Here is a 14,594-nt window from a genome sequence, read left to right as displayed (position 1 = left end):
ATGACTGATTACCAGGATAAAAACGTTGTCATCATCGGCCTGGGAATGACCGGGCTTTCTTGTGTCGATTTCTTCCTCGCGCAGGGCGTGACCCCACGTGTGATGGATACCCGCGTAACGCCTCCTGGTCTGGATAAGTTGCCAGAAGACGTCGAGCGTTTTGTCGGTGGCCTGAATGATGATTGGCTGCTTGCGGCGGATTTGATTGTTGCCAGTCCTGGTATGGCCCTGGCTCATCCATCGTTGAGCGCGGCTGCAGATGCGGGTGTCGAAATCGTGGGTGACATCGAACTGTTCTGCCGTGAAGCGCAGGCACCGGTTATTGCCATTACGGGTTCGAACGGTAAAAGCACCGTCACCACGTTGGTGGGTGAAATGGCGAAAGCCGCGGGTGTGAACGTCGGCGTGGGCGGCAACATCGGCCTGCCTGCGTTAATGCTGCTGGACGTCTCGCGCGAACTGTACGTGCTTGAGCTTTCCAGCTTCCAACTGGAAACGACCTCCAGCCTGGAAGCCGTGGCCGCGACGATCCTCAACGTTACCGAAGATCATATGGACAGATATCCGTTTGGTCTGCAGCAGTATCGTGCCGCCAAACTGCGGGTCTATGAAAATGCAAAAACCTGTGTGGTGAACGCTGATGATGCGCTGACCATGCCGGTCCGCGGCGCCGATGCGCGCTGCGTCAGTTTTGGCGTCAATATGGGTGACTATCACCTCAACCGCCAGCAGGGCGAAACCTGGCTGCGCGTAAAAGGCGAGAAAGTCCTGAACGTGCGCGAAATGAAACTGACGGGTCAGCACAACTACAGTAACGCCCTGGCGGCGCTGGCGCTGGCGGATGCCGCTGGCCTACCGCGTGCCAGCAGCCTGAAAGCGCTGACCACGTTTACCGGTCTGGCGCACCGTTTCCAGTTAGCGCTGGAGCATAACGGCGTGCGCTGGATTAACGATTCGAAAGCGACCAACGTTGGCAGCACCGAAGCTGCGCTAAACGGCTTACATGTTGATGGCACGCTGCATCTGCTGCTGGGTGGCGACGGTAAATCGGCCGATTTCTCCCCGCTGAAGACCTGGCTGAAAGGCGACAACGTGCGTCTGTGGTGCTTTGGTCGCGATGGTGATGCGCTGGCGGAACTGCGTCCTGACACTGCCGTTCGTACCGAAACAATGGAAGAAGCAATACGTCTGATTGCTCCGCAACTGAAACACGGCGACATGGTCCTGCTCTCTCCGGCCTGTGCCAGCCTTGATCAGTTTAAGAATTTTGAGCAGCGCGGAGATGTATTTACCCGCCTGGCGAAGGAGCTTGGTTAATGCGTTTATCTTTCCCACGCCTGAGAATGCCCCATATGCCGGGATCCGGAATCCTGGTATGGCTGTTTGCGGCATTAAAAGGTTGGGTGATGGGCTCCCGGCAGCAGGATACCGACAGTCTGGTCATGTACGATCGCATGCTGCTGTGGCTGACACTGGGCCTGGCAGCCGTCGGTTTTATTATGGTGACCTCAGCGTCAATGCCAGTGGGCCAGCGTCTGGCGAACGATCCGTTCCTGTTCGCTAAACGAGATGGTTTGTACATCGTTCTGGCGTTCTGTCTGGGCCTGGTCACGCTGCGTTTGCCGATGGCATTCTGGCAGCGCCACAGCACCGCAATGCTGATAACGGCGATCGCGATGCTGTTGATTGTACTGGTGGTCGGCAGCTCGGTTAACGGTGCATCGCGCTGGATTGCCTTTGGCCCGCTGCGTATTCAGCCGGCGGAATTTACCAAGCTGTCGCTATTCTGCTACATCGCTAACTACCTGGTGCGTAAAGGCGATGAGGTGCGAAACAACCTGCGCGGCTTCTTAAAACCGATGGGCGTGATATTCGTGCTGGCGATCTTACTGCTGGCACAGCCGGACCTCGGTACTGTGGTGGTGCTGTTCGTGACGACCCTGGCGATGTTGTTCCTCGCCGGTGCCAAGCTGTGGCAGTTCATTGCCATCATCGGCATGGGGATCTCTGCGGTAATCCTGCTGATCCTCGCTGAACCCTATCGTATTCGCCGTGTGACGTCCTTCTGGAACCCATGGGAAGATCCGTTTGGCAGCGGCTACCAGCTGACGCAATCCCTGATGGCCTTTGGCCGCGGTGAGATGTGGGGGCAGGGCCTCGGCAACTCGGTACAGAAACTCGAGTATTTACCGGAAGCGCACACCGACTTCATCTTCGCTATCATCGGCGAAGAACTGGGCTATATCGGTGTGGTCCTTGCTCTTTTAATGGTATTCTTCGTCGCTTTCCGCGCCATGTCCATTGGCCGCAAGGCGCTGGAGATGGACCAGCGTTTCTCAGGTTTCCTGGCATGTTCGATTGGTGTGTGGTTCAGCTTCCAGGCGTTAGTTAACGTCGGTGCGGCAGCGGGTATGTTGCCAACCAAAGGTCTGACGCTGCCGCTCATCAGTTACGGTGGTTCCAGTCTGCTGATTATGTCGACGGCCATTATGTTCTTGTTACGCATTGATTATGAAACGCGTCTGGAAAAAGCGCAGGCGTTTACACGGGGTGTTCGATGAGTGGTCAGGCTAAGCGGTTGATGGTGATGGCGGGTGGTACCGGTGGACACGTGTTCCCTGGGCTGGCCGTGGCGCACCATCTGATGGATCAGGGCTGGCAGATTCGCTGGCTCGGTACCGCCGATCGTATGGAAGCGGACTTAGTGCCGAAACACGGGATCGACATTGATTTTATTGAGATCTCCGGTTTGCGTGGAAAAGGTCTCAAGGCAATGCTTTTTGCGCCGATACGTATCTTCAACGCCTGGCGTCAGGCCCGCGCAATTATGCAGCGTTTTCAGCCAGATGTGGTGCTGGGAATGGGCGGATATGTCTCTGGTCCGGGTGGCCTGGCGGCGTGGTCGCTGGGTATTCCCGTGGTACTGCATGAGCAAAATGGTATTGCCGGACTGACCAACAAATGGTTGTCGAAAATTGCCAAAACCGTGATGCAGGCGTTTCCGGGGGCATTCCCGAACGCCGAAGTGGTCGGCAACCCGGTACGCACTGACGTGCTGGCGCTTCCGCTACCTGAACAGCGTTTGGCCGGGCGTGACGGCGAAATTCGCGTACTGGTCGTTGGGGGCTCTCAGGGCGCTCGCGTATTGAATCTGACGATGCCGCAGGTTGCCGAAAAGTTGGGCGATAGCATCACCATCTGGCATCAGAGTGGCAAGGGTGGGCAGCAGACCGTGGAGCAGGCGTACGCCGATGCCGGTCAGTCGCAGCACAAGGTCACTGAATTTATTGACGATATGGCCAAAGCGTACGCCTGGGCCGATGTCGTGGTTTGCCGCTCCGGCGCGCTGACGGTAAGCGAAATTGCCGCCGCCGGGCTGCCCGCGATTTTTGTACCGTTCCAGCATAAAGACCGACAGCAGTACTGGAATGCGCTGCCATTGGAAAAAGCAGGCGCCGCGAAGATTTTTGAGCAGCCGCAATTTACCGCGGATGCCGTTGCCAGCACCCTTGCGGGCTGGGATAGAAAGACATTGCTGGAGATGGCCGAGCGCGCACGTGCCGCCGCCATCCCGGATGCTACCGAGCGTGTAGCGCAAGCAGTCAGCCTGGCAGCTCAGGCTTAATCATCGCAGCGCCTTTTGCGCTGCACGAATTTTTAAGTAGTCGATGGCGTTTAGAGAATGAATACACAACAACTGGCGAAACTGCGTTCCATTGTGCCCGAGATGCGTCGCGTCCGGCACATTCACTTTGTTGGCATCGGCGGTGCTGGCATGGGCGGTATTGCCGAAGTGTTGGCTAACGAAGGGTATCAGATCAGTGGTTCGGACCTCGCGCCGAACCCAGTGACTCAGCAGCTGACGGCGCTGGGTGCCACGATTTATTTCAATCACCGTCCTGAAAACGTGCGCGATGCGAGCGTGGTGGTGGTTTCAACGGCAATTTCTGCGGATAACCCGGAAATCGTTGCGGCGCATGAAGCGCGTATTCCAGTTATTCGTCGCGCAGAGATGCTGGCCGAACTGATGCGTTTTCGCCACGGCATCGCCGTTGCCGGGACGCACGGTAAAACCACGACCACCGCGATGGTGTCGAGCATTTACGCCGAAGCCGGTCTGGATCCGACTTTCGTCAACGGTGGCCTGGTTAAGGCTGCGGGTGTGCATGCGCGCCTGGGCCACAGCCGTTACCTGATCGCGGAAGCGGATGAAAGCGATGCATCGTTCCTGCATTTGCAGCCAATGGTGTCGATTGTCACCAATATCGAAGCCGACCATATGGACACGTACCAGGGCGATTTCGAAAATTTAAAGCAGACGTTTATTAATTTCCTGCATAACCTGCCGTTTTATGGACGTGCGGTGATGTGCGTTGATGACCCGGTTATTCGCGAGCTTCTGCCGCGCGTTGGTCGTCAGATTACAACGTATGGTTTTAGTGACGATGCCGACGTGCGCGTCGAAGATTACAAACAGATTGGCGCGCAGGGACACTTTACTCTGATTCGTCATGATAACGCGCCGCTGCGCGTAACATTGAACGCACCGGGTCGTCACAACGCCCTGAATGCGGCTGCAGCGGTGGCGGTCGCCACAGAAGAAGGCATCGAAGACGAAGCCATTCTGCGCGCGCTGGAAAGCTTCCAGGGGACAGGCCGTCGTTTCGATTTCCTTGGCGAGTATCCGCTTGAAGGCGTTAACGGTAAAAGTGGTACCGCTATGCTGGTGGACGACTACGGTCATCACCCAACGGAAGTGGATGCAACCATTAAAGCGGCTCGCGCGGGCTGGCCGGATAAAAATCTGGTTATGGTGTTCCAGCCACATCGTTATACGCGTACGCGCGATCTGTATGACGATTTTGCCAACGTACTGACGGAAGTTGATGCGTTGCTGATGCTGGAAGTTTACGCGGCGGGCGAAGCGCCGATTCCGGGTGCGGATAGCCGTTCTCTGTGCCGTACCATTCGTGGTCGCGGTAAAGTGGACCCTATTCTGGTGTCAGACCCGGCGAAAGTCGCTGAGATTCTGGCGCCGGTTCTGACCGGTAACGACTTGATTTTGATACAGGGCGCGGGAAATATCGGCAAAATCGCGCGTAACTTAGCTGAAATCAAACTCAAGCCGCAAACTCAGGAGGAAGAGCGCCATGGCTGATAGAATCGCTGTCCTCCTCGGGGGAACCTCCGCTGAGCGTGAGGTTTCACTGAATTCCGGCGCGGCTGTGCTGGCGGGTCTGCGCGAAGCGGGCATTGATGCACACGCGGTCGATCCGCGTGATGCAGATATCACTCAGCTGAAAAACCTGGGTTTTAAGAAAGCGTTTATTGCACTTCACGGGCGCGGTGGGGAAGATGGTACGTTGCAGGGCCTACTGGAGCTGACAGGCCTGTCTTACACCGGCAGTGGCGTGATGGCATCTGCACTTTCAATGGACAAACTGCGCAGTAAATTGCTCTGGCAGGGCGCAGGTCTTCCGGTGGCACCCTGGGTCGCATTGACGCGTACTCAGTTCGCTCAGGGCCTGTCACAGGACGAAAAACACCGCATTGCCGCACTCGGTTTGCCGCTGATTGTGAAGCCAAGCCGGGAAGGTTCCAGCGTCGGAATGTCGAAAGTGGACGAAAGTAGTGCACTTCACGATGCCTTAACGCTGGCTTTTCAGCACGATGAAGAAGTTCTCGTCGAAAAATGGTTAAGCGGGCCGGAATTTACCGTCGCAGTACTCGGTGAAGAAATTTTACCGTCGGTTCGCATCCAACCGGCCGGAGTCTTCTATGATTATGAGGCGAAGTATCTCTCTGACGAGACGCAGTATTTCTGCCCTGGTTGTGAAGATTCGGCGCGTGAGCAAGAAATGCAGGCCCTGGTGCTCAAAGCCTGGAACATTCTCGGGTGTTCAGGTTGGGGACGCATTGATGTAATGCAGGACAGCGATGGTCAGCTTTATCTGTTGGAGGCTAACACCTCCCCAGGCATGACCAGCCACAGTCTGGTGCCGATGGCGGCACGTCAGGCCGGCATGAGCTTCTCGCAGTTGGTGGTACGTATTTTGGACCTGGCGGGTTGATATGTCGCAGGCAGCACTGAACACACGGAACCGTGAAGAAGAAGAGGACGACATCGCTTCTTCACGCAGAAATAATGGAACGCGTCTTGCGGGGATGATGTTCCTGCTCGCGGTATTATTCACCGTGTTGATGAGCGGCTGGATGGTACTGAACTGGATGGAAGATGCGCAGCGTCTGCCGTTATCCAGGCTGGTAGTGACCGGGGAACGTCACTACACGCGTAATGATGATATTCGCCAGGCAATTCTGGCGCTCGGCTCGCCGGGCACGTTTATGACTCAGGACGTGAATATCATTCAGAGTCAGATCGAACGCCTGCCATGGATTAAGCAGGCAAGCGTTCGTAAGCAGTGGCCAGACGAATTGAAGATTCATCTGGTTGAATATGTGCCGATTGCGCGCTGGAATGATCAGCATATGGTGGACAACGACGGTAACGCGTTTAGCGTACCGGCCGAACGCACCAGTAAGCAGAATCTGCCTATGTTGTATGGCCCGGAAGGTAGCGAGAACGAAGTGCTGCAAGGCTATCGCGATATGGGGCAGATGCTGGCGAAAGATAAGTTTACGTTGAAAGTGGCGGCGATGACCGCACGCCGCTCCTGGCAGCTGACGTTGAATAACGACATCAAGCTGGACCTGGGGCGCGGCGATACGATGAAACGGCTTGAGCGCTTTATAGAACTCTATCCTGTTCTTCAGCAGCAGGCGCAAACCGATGGCAAACGGATTAGCTACGTTGATTTGCGTTATGACTCAGGCGCGGCAGTAGGGTGGCAGCCCGCTCCCGTAGAGGATACACATCAACAACAAAATCAGGCACAGGCAGAGCAACAATGATCAAAGCGACGGACAGAAAACTGGTAGTAGGACTGGAAATTGGTACCGCGAAGGTAGCCGCTTTGGTAGGGGAAGTTCTGCCCGACGGAATGGTGAATATCATTGGTGTGGGCAGCTGCCCATCCCGGGGTATGGACAAAGGCGGTGTGAACGACCTGGAATCCGTGGTGAAATGCGTACAGCGCGCCATTGACCAGGCGGAATTAATGGCTGATTGCCAGATTTCTTCAGTGTATCTGGCGCTTTCAGGCAAACATATTAGCTGTCAAAATGAAATCGGGATGGTGCCGATTTCTGAAGAAGAAGTGACGCAGGAAGACGTTGAGAACGTGGTGCATACGGCGAAGTCCGTTCGCGTACGCGATGAGCACCGTGTTCTGCATGTGATTCCGCAAGAGTACGCTATCGACTACCAGGAAGGGATCAAAAACCCGGTAGGTTTGTCCGGCGTGCGGATGCAGGCAAAAGTGCACTTGATCACCTGTCACAACGATATGGCGAAGAACATTGTCAAAGCCGTGGAACGTTGTGGACTGAAAGTTGACCAACTTATTTTTGCCGGGCTGGCATCAAGCTATTCCGTCCTGACGGAAGATGAACGTGAGCTGGGCGTCTGCGTGGTTGATGTCGGTGGTGGTACAATGGATATCGCCGTTTATACCGGCGGTGCGCTGCGTCACACTAAAGTGATCCCGTATGCCGGGAATGTAGTGACCAGTGACATCGCTTACGCCTTCGGGACGCCACCGAGCGATGCCGAAGCGATTAAAGTTCGCCACGGTTGCGCACTGGGCTCTATTGTCGGTAAAGATGAGAGCGTAGAAGTGCCAAGCGTAGGTGGTCGTCCACCGCGTAGCCTGCAGCGCCAGACGCTGGCAGAGGTCATTGAGCCGCGTTATACCGAGCTGCTCAACCTGGTGAACGAAGAGATTTTGCAATTGCAGGAACAGCTGCGCCAACAAGGTGTCAAACACCACTTGGCCGCAGGGATTGTTCTGACCGGTGGTGCGGCGCAAATTGAAGGCCTGGCGGCCTGCGCTCAGCGCGTGTTCCATACGCAGGTGCGCATTGGCGCGCCGCTGAACATTACCGGACTGACGGATTATGCTCAGGAGCCGTACTATTCAACGGCTGTGGGCCTGCTGCACTACGGGAAAGAATCGCATCTGAGTGGTGAAGCGGAAGTGGAAAAACGTGTCGCAGTGAGTTCGTGGATCAAACGAATCAATACCTGGCTGCGAAAAGAGTTTTAATTTTTTAAGAGAGCGCCGAAAATTAGCGCTCTCAGGCGACAGGCACAAAACGGAGAGAAACTATGTTTGAACCTATGGAACTGACCAACGACGCGGTGATTAAAGTCATCGGCGTCGGTGGTGGCGGTGGCAACGCCGTCGAACACATGGTGCGCGAGCGCATTGAGGGTGTTGAATTCTTCGCAGTGAACACTGACGCTCAGGCGTTACGTAAAACGGCTGTCGGCCAGACTATCCAGATTGGTAACGGGATTACCAAAGGTCTGGGTGCTGGCGCAAACCCGGAAGTCGGTCGCAATGCGGCAGACGAAGACCGTGAAGCACTGCGTGCAGCCCTTGATGGCGCTGACATGGTGTTTATCGCAGCTGGCATGGGCGGCGGTACCGGTACTGGTGCTGCACCTGTTGTCGCTGAAGTTGCCAAAGATTTAGGTATTCTGACCGTTGCTGTCGTGACTAAGCCATTCAATTTTGAAGGCAAAAAGCGTATGGCGTTTGCGGAGCAGGGTATCGCCGAGCTGTCCAAGCACGTGGACTCTCTGATTACCATTCCTAACGACAAGCTGCTGAAAGTGCTGGGTCGTGGCATTTCCCTGCTGGACGCATTTGGTGCAGCGAACGACGTGCTGAAAGGCGCTGTTCAGGGTATCGCCGAACTGATTACCCGTCCGGGTCTGATGAACGTCGACTTTGCCGACGTGCGCACCGTCATGTCCGAAATGGGCTATGCAATGATGGGGTCTGGCCTGGCAAGCGGTGAAGACCGTGCGGAAGAAGCGGCTGAAATGGCTATCTCTTCTCCACTGCTGGAAGATATCGACCTGTCTGGTGCGCGCGGCGTGCTGGTTAACATCACCGCTGGCTTCGACCTGCGTCTGGATGAGTTCGAAACCGTGGGTAACACCATCCGTGCGTTTGCATCGGATAACGCGACCGTGGTTATCGGTACTTCCCTGGATCCGGATATGAACGACGAACTGCGCGTGACCGTAGTTGCTACCGGTATCGGTATGGACAAGCGTCCAGAAATTACCCTGGTAACGAACAAACAGCAGCAGCAACAGCCAGTGATGGATCGCTACCAGCAGCACGGCATGTCGCCGCTGACGCAGGAGCAGAAACCGGCTGCTAAAGTGGTTAACGACAATACGCCGCAGACCACCAAAGAACCGGATTACCTGGATATCCCAGCATTCCTGCGCAAGCAAGCTGATTAAGAATTAGCTGGAATTTGGGAATCTGCGCTCTTTGTGCTAAACTGGCCTGCCGAATGTATAGTACACTTCGGTTGGATAAGTAATTTGGCGAGATTATACGATGATCAAACAAAGGACTCTTAAACGTATCGTTCAGGCGACTGGTGTCGGTTTACATACTGGCAAGAAGGTCACACTGACGTTGCGCCCTGCGCCGGCAAATACCGGGGTCATCTATCGTCGCACCGACTTGAATCCACCGGTTGATTTTCCGGCAGATGCCAAATCTGTGCGTGATACCATGCTCTGTACTTGCCTTGTCAACGAGCATGACGTGCGGATTTCAACGGTTGAGCACTTAAATGCTGCCCTGGCGGGTCTGGGTATCGACAACATTATGATTGAAGTCGATGCGCCGGAAATCCCGATTATGGACGGTAGCGCTGCCCCGTTCGTTTATCTGCTGCTTGACGCAGGCATTGATGAACTGAACTGTGCGAAGAAATTTGTGCGCATTAAAGACACGGTTCGCGTAGAAGACGGCGACAAATGGGCTGAATTCAAACCGTTCAATGGTTTCTCGTTGGATTTCACCATCGACTTTAACCATCCAGCGATTGACGGCAGCAACCAGCGTTATGCTATGAACTTCTCTGCGGATGCGTTCATGCGTCAGATTAGCCGAGCACGTACTTTTGGTTTCATGCGTGATATCGAATATCTGCAGTCCCGTGGTTTGTGCCTGGGCGGCAGCTTCGATTGTGCCATCGTTGTTGACGATTATCGCGTACTGAACGAAGACGGTTTGCGCTTTGAAGATGAATTTGTACGCCACAAAATGCTGGATGCTATCGGTGACCTCTTTATGTGTGGTCACAATATCATCGGTGCATTCACCGCGTACAAATCAGGTCACGCACTGAATAATAAACTGCTGCAGGCAGTCCTGGCCAAACAGGAAGCCTGGGAGTTTGTGACCTTCGAAGACGACGCTGAACTGCCACTGGCATTTAAAGCACCGTCATTGGTTCTGGCTTAAGCCTGACACCAAACTGTAAATTCGACTGGTAACCTGGTACTCTCTCCGTCCAGGGAGCCAGTCGTTTTTTCTTTTTAGTTTCTGAAAATCCCTCATTCTCCAATTCTTCTTGTTTCTCACTTGCCCGACGTGTGCGATCGCTGCTTTCCTGAGCATATTTCCGCGTGGATTGCCCTCATTCGTGCTGCTGGCGTGAGCCATTAATGGTACTATCTGAACGCTTAGAAATTTTGAAGGGTTGCCTGGCAATCAAGGTGAAAAGGTAAGTGAACGGAATACTGACGCGCTGGCGACAGTTTGGCAGACGATATTTCTGGCCGCATCTCCTGTTGGGGATGGTCGCGGCAGGATTCGGCCTGCCTGCGATTGCCAATTCCGCAGAATCCACGCCACCGACCAAAACCGCCAGTAGCCACACGGCTACCACCAAAGTCAGTTTCACCCATCTGGCGTTACTGGAAGGCAACCGTCGTCCAACGTTTACCGTCGATTACTGGCATCAGCACGCCATCCGAACGGTCATTCGTCATCTTTCCTTCGCGATGGCGCCACAGGCGCTGCCGGTCGCAGAAGCGTCTGCGCCACTTGAAGTACATCACCTCGCCCTGCTGGATACGCTCAGCGCACTGCTGATGCGCGAAAGCCAGCAGCCGGTTATCGTACGCTCAGTGGCATACAGCGCTGATCCCATTTCACATCAAGCTTTTTCTGTCAGCGCCTGGGTAAGCCAGGTACACGGCATCCGCGCCGGACCTCAACGCCTTAGCTGAAAAAAATAAACTTCAACTAATGACTAAGACTCCGCATGGCGGGGCGATTGAGATTTTAATTATGCTTAATTTATTGACCAAAGTTTTCGGTAGCCGTAACGATCGTACACTGCGTCGTATGCGCAAAACCGTTGTTCAAATCAATGCCATGGAACCTGCGCTGGAAAAGCTCTCTGATGACGAGCTGAAAGCAAAAACCAACGAATTCCGTGAACGTCTGGAAAAAGGCGCAACCGTAGAAAGCCTGATCCCAGAAGCTTTCGCGGTCGTCCGTGAAGCCAGTAAACGTGTCTTCGGCATGCGTCACTTTGACGTACAGCTGCTCGGCGGTATGGTTCTGAATGACCGCTGCATCGCGGAAATGCGTACCGGTGAAGGTAAAACCCTGACCGCAACGCTGCCTGCGTACGTCAATGCCCTGTCAGGTAAAGGTGTTCACGTGGTCACCGTCAACGACTATCTGGCACAGCGTGATGCTGAAAACAACCGTCCGCTGTTTGAGTTCCTGGGGATGAGCGTTGCGGTAAACATGTCCGGTATGCCCGCTCCTGCGAAGCGTGAAGCGTACGCCGCCGACATCACTTACGGTACCAACAACGAATACGGTTTCGACTACCTGCGCGATAACATGGCATTCAGCCCTGATGAACGCGTTCAGCGCAAACTGCATTACGCATTGGTCGATGAAGTGGATTCAATCCTCATCGATGAAGCTCGTACCCCGCTTATCATCTCCGGCCCGGCTGAAGACAGCTCCGAGATGTACAAGCAGGTAAATAAAATTATCCCGCATTTGATCCGTCAGGAAAAAGAAGACTCCGATACCTTCCAGGGTGAAGGCCACTTCTCCGTGGATGAGAAATCGCGTCAGGTAAACATCACCGAACGTGGTCTAGTGCTGGTCGAAGAGCTGCTGGTTCGCGAAGGCATCATGGAAGAAGGTGAGTCCCTGTACTCGCCGACCAACATCATGCTGATGCACCACGTGACCGCCGCGCTGCGTGCCCACGTGCTGTTCACCCGTGATGTCGACTACATCGTGAAAGATGGCGAAGTGATCATCGTCGATGAACACACCGGTCGTACCATGCAGGGTCGTCGCTGGTCTGACGGTCTGCATCAGGCGGTTGAAGCCAAAGAAGGCGTGGATATTCAGAACGAAAACCAGACCCTGGCTTCTATTACCTTCCAGAACTACTTCCGTCTGTATGAAAAACTGGCGGGTATGACAGGTACTGCGGATACCGAAGCGTTCGAGTTCAGCTCCATCTATAAACTCGACACCATCGTGGTGCCAACCAACCGTCCAATGATCCGTAAAGATATGCCGGACCTGGTCTACATGACCGAATTGGACAAAATCGGCGCGATTATCGAAGACATTAAAGAGCGTACCGCTAACGGCCAGCCAGTACTGGTGGGGACCATCTCCATCGAGAAATCCGAAGTGGTTTCAAACGAGCTGACCAAGGCGGGTATCAAGCACAACGTGCTGAACGCCAAATTCCACGCCAACGAAGCAGGTATCGTTGCTCAGGCGGGTTATCCGGCGTCGGTGACTATCGCAACCAACATGGCGGGCCGTGGTACGGATATCGTGTTGGGCGGTAGCTGGCAGGAAGAAGTTGCTGCTCTGGAAGAGCCAACTCCTGAGAAAGTAGCCCAGATTAAAGCGGACTGGCAGGTGCGTCACGATGCTGTTCTGGCATCCGGCGGTCTGCATATCATTGGTACTGAGCGTCACGAATCTCGCCGTATTGATAACCAGCTGCGTGGTCGTGCAGGTCGTCAGGGGGACGCTGGTTCTTCCCGCTTCTACCTGTCGATGGAAGATGCCCTGATGCGTATCTTCGCCTCCGATCGCGTTTCCGGCATGATGCGTAAACTGGGTATGAAGCCTGGCGAAGCGATTGAGCATCCGTGGGTGACCAAAGCGATTGCCAACGCACAGCGTAAAGTGGAAAGCCGTAACTTCGATATTCGTAAGCAGCTGCTGGAATATGATGATGTGGCAAACGATCAGCGTCGCGCGATCTACTCCCAGCGTAACGAACTGCTGGACGTGTCTGATGTGAGCGAAACCATCGCCAGCATTCGTGAAGACGTGTTCAAAACCACCATCGATGCGCACATTCCGCCACAGTCTCTGGAAGAAATGTGGGATGTCGAAGGCCTGCAGGAACGCTTGAAAAACGATTTCGACCTCGACATGCCAATCAAAGAGTGGCTGGATAAAGAACCGGATCTGCACGAAGAAACACTGCGTGAGCGCATTCTGCAGAGTGGAATCGAAGTCTATCAGCGTAAAGAAGAAGTGGTTGGTACCGAAATGATGCGCCACTTCGAGAAAGGTGTAATGCTGCAGACGCTCGACTCCCTCTGGAAAGAGCACCTGGCAGCGATGGACTACCTGCGTCAGGGCATCCATCTGCGCGGCTATGCGCAGAAAGATCCTAAGCAGGAGTACAAGCGCGAATCGTTCTCCATGTTTGCGGCCATGCTCGAAACACTGAAATATGAAGTGATCAGCACCCTGTGTAAAGTGCAGGTGCGTATGCCGGAAGAAGTCGAAGCGATGGAAGAACAGCGTCGTGAAGAAGCTGAGCGTCTGGCACAGATGCAACAGCTTAGCCATGCGGATGACAACACCGCCGTCTCCGAAGAGCTGGCAGCCCAAACCGGCGAGCGTAAAGTCGGTCGCAACGATCCGTGTCCGTGTGGTTCAGGAAAAAAATATAAGCAGTGCCATGGCCGTATCAACTAAGCTCTGCTAAACACTCAGATCTGCGAAACAAAGGCGCTGGTGACAGCGCCTTTTTTATGGAATGAAGACAATGAAAAAACTGCAAATTTCAACCGGGATCCTGCGTAACGCCGCGGGCGAAATTTTTATCACCCAGCGTGCCGCCGATGCGCATATGGCAAACATGTGGGAATTCCCGGGTGGAAAGATTGAAGAAGGTGAAAGCCCGGAGCTGGCACTGGCACGAGAGTTATTCGAAGAAGTGGGGATCTTGCCGGAATCTGCAATGCTGTTTGATAAGCTGGAGTTTGAATTTCCGGACCGGCATATCACGCTGTGGTTCTGGCTGGTGGATAGCTGGCAGGGCGAGCCTTGGGGGAAAGAGGGTCAACCGGGACGTTGGGTCGCACAGAAAGATCTGTTGGCGGAAGAGTTTCCACCTGCCAACGAACCGGTTATTGCCAAACTGATAGCGCAGGCTTAAATCTGCTCTTCGCTCCAGTCGTCGCTCTCAGACAGATCGCCGCTGCTTGGGATCCGCTTCTCTTCGGCGGCCCACTCACCTAAATCAATCAGCTGGCAGCGTTTGCAGCAGAAGGGGCGAAACGGACTCTGTTCGCCCCAGATGATGGTTTTGCCGCAGGTGGGGCAGTTTACGTTAATCACGTCGCTCATGATGAT

At 54.5% G+C, this 14,594-nt stretch carries 13 protein-coding genes; 12 read left to right on the top strand and 1 reads right to left on the bottom strand.

The annotated features are described in order from the left end of the window. The 12 genes from murD (at position 1) to mutT (ending at position 14,397) form a co-directional block, all read left to right on the top strand. A complete protein-coding gene (gene murD, locus MUU51_RS12480) occupies positions 1 to 1,317 on the top strand; it encodes a UDP-N-acetylmuramoyl-L-alanine--D-glutamate ligase (RefSeq protein ID WP_159771630.1) in 1,317 nt (438 codons plus the stop codon). Then, the gene (ftsW, locus tag MUU51_RS12475; protein ID WP_159771097.1) at positions 1,317 to 2,561 is read left to right on the top strand and encodes a cell division protein FtsW; all 1,245 of its coding nucleotides are present in this window, start codon (positions 1,317 to 1,319) and stop codon (positions 2,559 to 2,561) included. The genes murD and ftsW overlap by 1 nt, the downstream gene beginning before the upstream one ends. Next, the gene (gene murG / locus MUU51_RS12470; RefSeq protein WP_258967854.1) at positions 2,558 to 3,625 is read left to right on the top strand and encodes an undecaprenyldiphospho-muramoylpentapeptide beta-N-acetylglucosaminyltransferase; all 1,068 of its coding nucleotides are present in this window, start codon (positions 2,558 to 2,560) and stop codon (positions 3,623 to 3,625) included. Before ftsW ends, murG begins: the two co-directional genes overlap by 4 nt. A 57-nt stretch (positions 3,626 to 3,682) precedes the next feature. Then, positions 3,683 to 5,158, top strand: coding sequence for a UDP-N-acetylmuramate--L-alanine ligase (gene murC / locus MUU51_RS12465; protein ID WP_159771091.1), 1,476 nt, complete (start codon positions 3,683 to 3,685; stop codon positions 5,156 to 5,158). Further along, the gene (locus MUU51_RS12460; protein WP_258967853.1) at positions 5,151 to 6,071 is read left to right on the top strand and encodes a D-alanine--D-alanine ligase; all 921 of its coding nucleotides are present in this window, start codon (positions 5,151 to 5,153) and stop codon (positions 6,069 to 6,071) included. Before murC ends, MUU51_RS12460 begins: the two co-directional genes overlap by 8 nt. Before the next feature lies 1 nt (position 6,072). Next, positions 6,073 to 6,912, top strand: a complete 840-nt coding sequence (gene ftsQ / locus MUU51_RS12455; protein ID WP_159771085.1) for a cell division protein FtsQ — start codon at positions 6,073 to 6,075, stop codon at positions 6,910 to 6,912. Next, complete coding sequence (ftsA, locus tag MUU51_RS12450) at positions 6,909 to 8,165, top strand: cell division protein FtsA (RefSeq protein WP_097162871.1); 1,257 nt, start codon at positions 6,909 to 6,911, stop codon at positions 8,163 to 8,165. Before ftsQ ends, ftsA begins: the two co-directional genes overlap by 4 nt. A 62-nt stretch (positions 8,166 to 8,227) precedes the next feature. Next, positions 8,228 to 9,382: a cell division protein FtsZ gene (gene ftsZ / locus MUU51_RS12445; protein ID WP_110510770.1), complete on the top strand. Its 1,155-nt coding sequence runs from the start codon at positions 8,228 to 8,230 to the stop codon at positions 9,380 to 9,382. A gap of 100 nt (positions 9,383 to 9,482) precedes the next feature. Then, entirely contained in the window at positions 9,483 to 10,400 is a 918-nt protein-coding gene (lpxC, locus tag MUU51_RS12440) for a UDP-3-O-acyl-N-acetylglucosamine deacetylase (protein WP_110510771.1), read from the top strand. Positions 10,401 to 10,666: 266 nt separating this feature from the next. Continuing rightward, entirely contained in the window at positions 10,667 to 11,170 is a 504-nt protein-coding gene (gene secM, locus MUU51_RS12435; RefSeq protein WP_258967852.1) for a secA translation cis-regulator SecM, read from the top strand. Between the two features lie 61 nt (positions 11,171 to 11,231). Then, positions 11,232 to 13,934 (top strand): preprotein translocase subunit SecA, encoded by a 2,703-nt coding sequence (gene secA / locus MUU51_RS12430; RefSeq protein ID WP_374684569.1) that lies wholly within the window; start codon positions 11,232 to 11,234, stop codon positions 13,932 to 13,934. Between the two features lie 70 nt (positions 13,935 to 14,004). Further along, on the top strand, positions 14,005 to 14,397 hold the full coding sequence (gene mutT / locus MUU51_RS12425) for an 8-oxo-dGTP diphosphatase MutT (protein WP_159761065.1): 393 nt from the start codon (positions 14,005 to 14,007) through the stop codon (positions 14,395 to 14,397). On the opposite strand, the gene yacG is transcribed toward mutT, so the two are convergent. Next, positions 14,394 to 14,588 (bottom strand): DNA gyrase inhibitor YacG, encoded by a 195-nt coding sequence (yacG, locus tag MUU51_RS12420; RefSeq protein WP_159771079.1) that lies wholly within the window; start codon positions 14,586 to 14,588, stop codon positions 14,394 to 14,396. The genes mutT and yacG overlap by 4 nt on opposite strands. Positions 14,589 to 14,594 lie beyond the last annotated feature (6 nt).

Origin of the sequence: Scandinavium manionii, from assembly GCF_024764775.1 — a bacterium.
In the GTDB taxonomy this organism is placed as follows: domain Bacteria; phylum Pseudomonadota; class Gammaproteobacteria; order Enterobacterales; family Enterobacteriaceae; genus Scandinavium; species Scandinavium manionii.
The sequence above is the reverse complement of the archived record's forward strand: the minus strand, read 5'-3'. Positions and strand labels throughout refer to the sequence as shown.

Excerpts from the sequence above, each read along its gene's own strand:
- murD (WP_159771630.1), top strand. The coding sequence starts at position 1 with ATGACTGATTACCAGGATAAAAACGTTGTCATCATCGGCCTGGGAATG.
- ftsW (WP_159771097.1), top strand. The coding sequence starts at position 1,317 with ATGCGTTTATCTTTCCCACGCCTGAGAATGCCCCATATGCCGGGATCC.
- murG (WP_258967854.1), top strand. The coding sequence starts at position 2,558 with ATGAGTGGTCAGGCTAAGCGGTTGATGGTGATGGCGGGTGGTACCGGT.
- murC (WP_159771091.1), top strand. The coding sequence starts at position 3,683 with ATGAATACACAACAACTGGCGAAACTGCGTTCCATTGTGCCCGAGATG.
- MUU51_RS12460 (WP_258967853.1), top strand. The coding sequence starts at position 5,151 with ATGGCTGATAGAATCGCTGTCCTCCTCGGGGGAACCTCCGCTGAGCGT.
- ftsQ (WP_159771085.1), top strand. The coding sequence starts at position 6,073 with ATGTCGCAGGCAGCACTGAACACACGGAACCGTGAAGAAGAAGAGGAC.
- ftsA (WP_097162871.1), top strand. The coding sequence starts at position 6,909 with ATGATCAAAGCGACGGACAGAAAACTGGTAGTAGGACTGGAAATTGGT.
- ftsZ (WP_110510770.1), top strand. The coding sequence starts at position 8,228 with ATGTTTGAACCTATGGAACTGACCAACGACGCGGTGATTAAAGTCATC.
- lpxC (WP_110510771.1), top strand. The coding sequence starts at position 9,483 with ATGATCAAACAAAGGACTCTTAAACGTATCGTTCAGGCGACTGGTGTC.
- secA (WP_374684569.1), top strand. The coding sequence starts at position 11,232 with ATGCTTAATTTATTGACCAAAGTTTTCGGTAGCCGTAACGATCGTACA.
- mutT (WP_159761065.1), top strand. The coding sequence starts at position 14,005 with ATGAAAAAACTGCAAATTTCAACCGGGATCCTGCGTAACGCCGCGGGC.
- yacG (WP_159771079.1), bottom strand. The coding sequence starts at position 14,588 with ATGAGCGACGTGATTAACGTAAACTGCCCCACCTGCGGCAAAACCATC.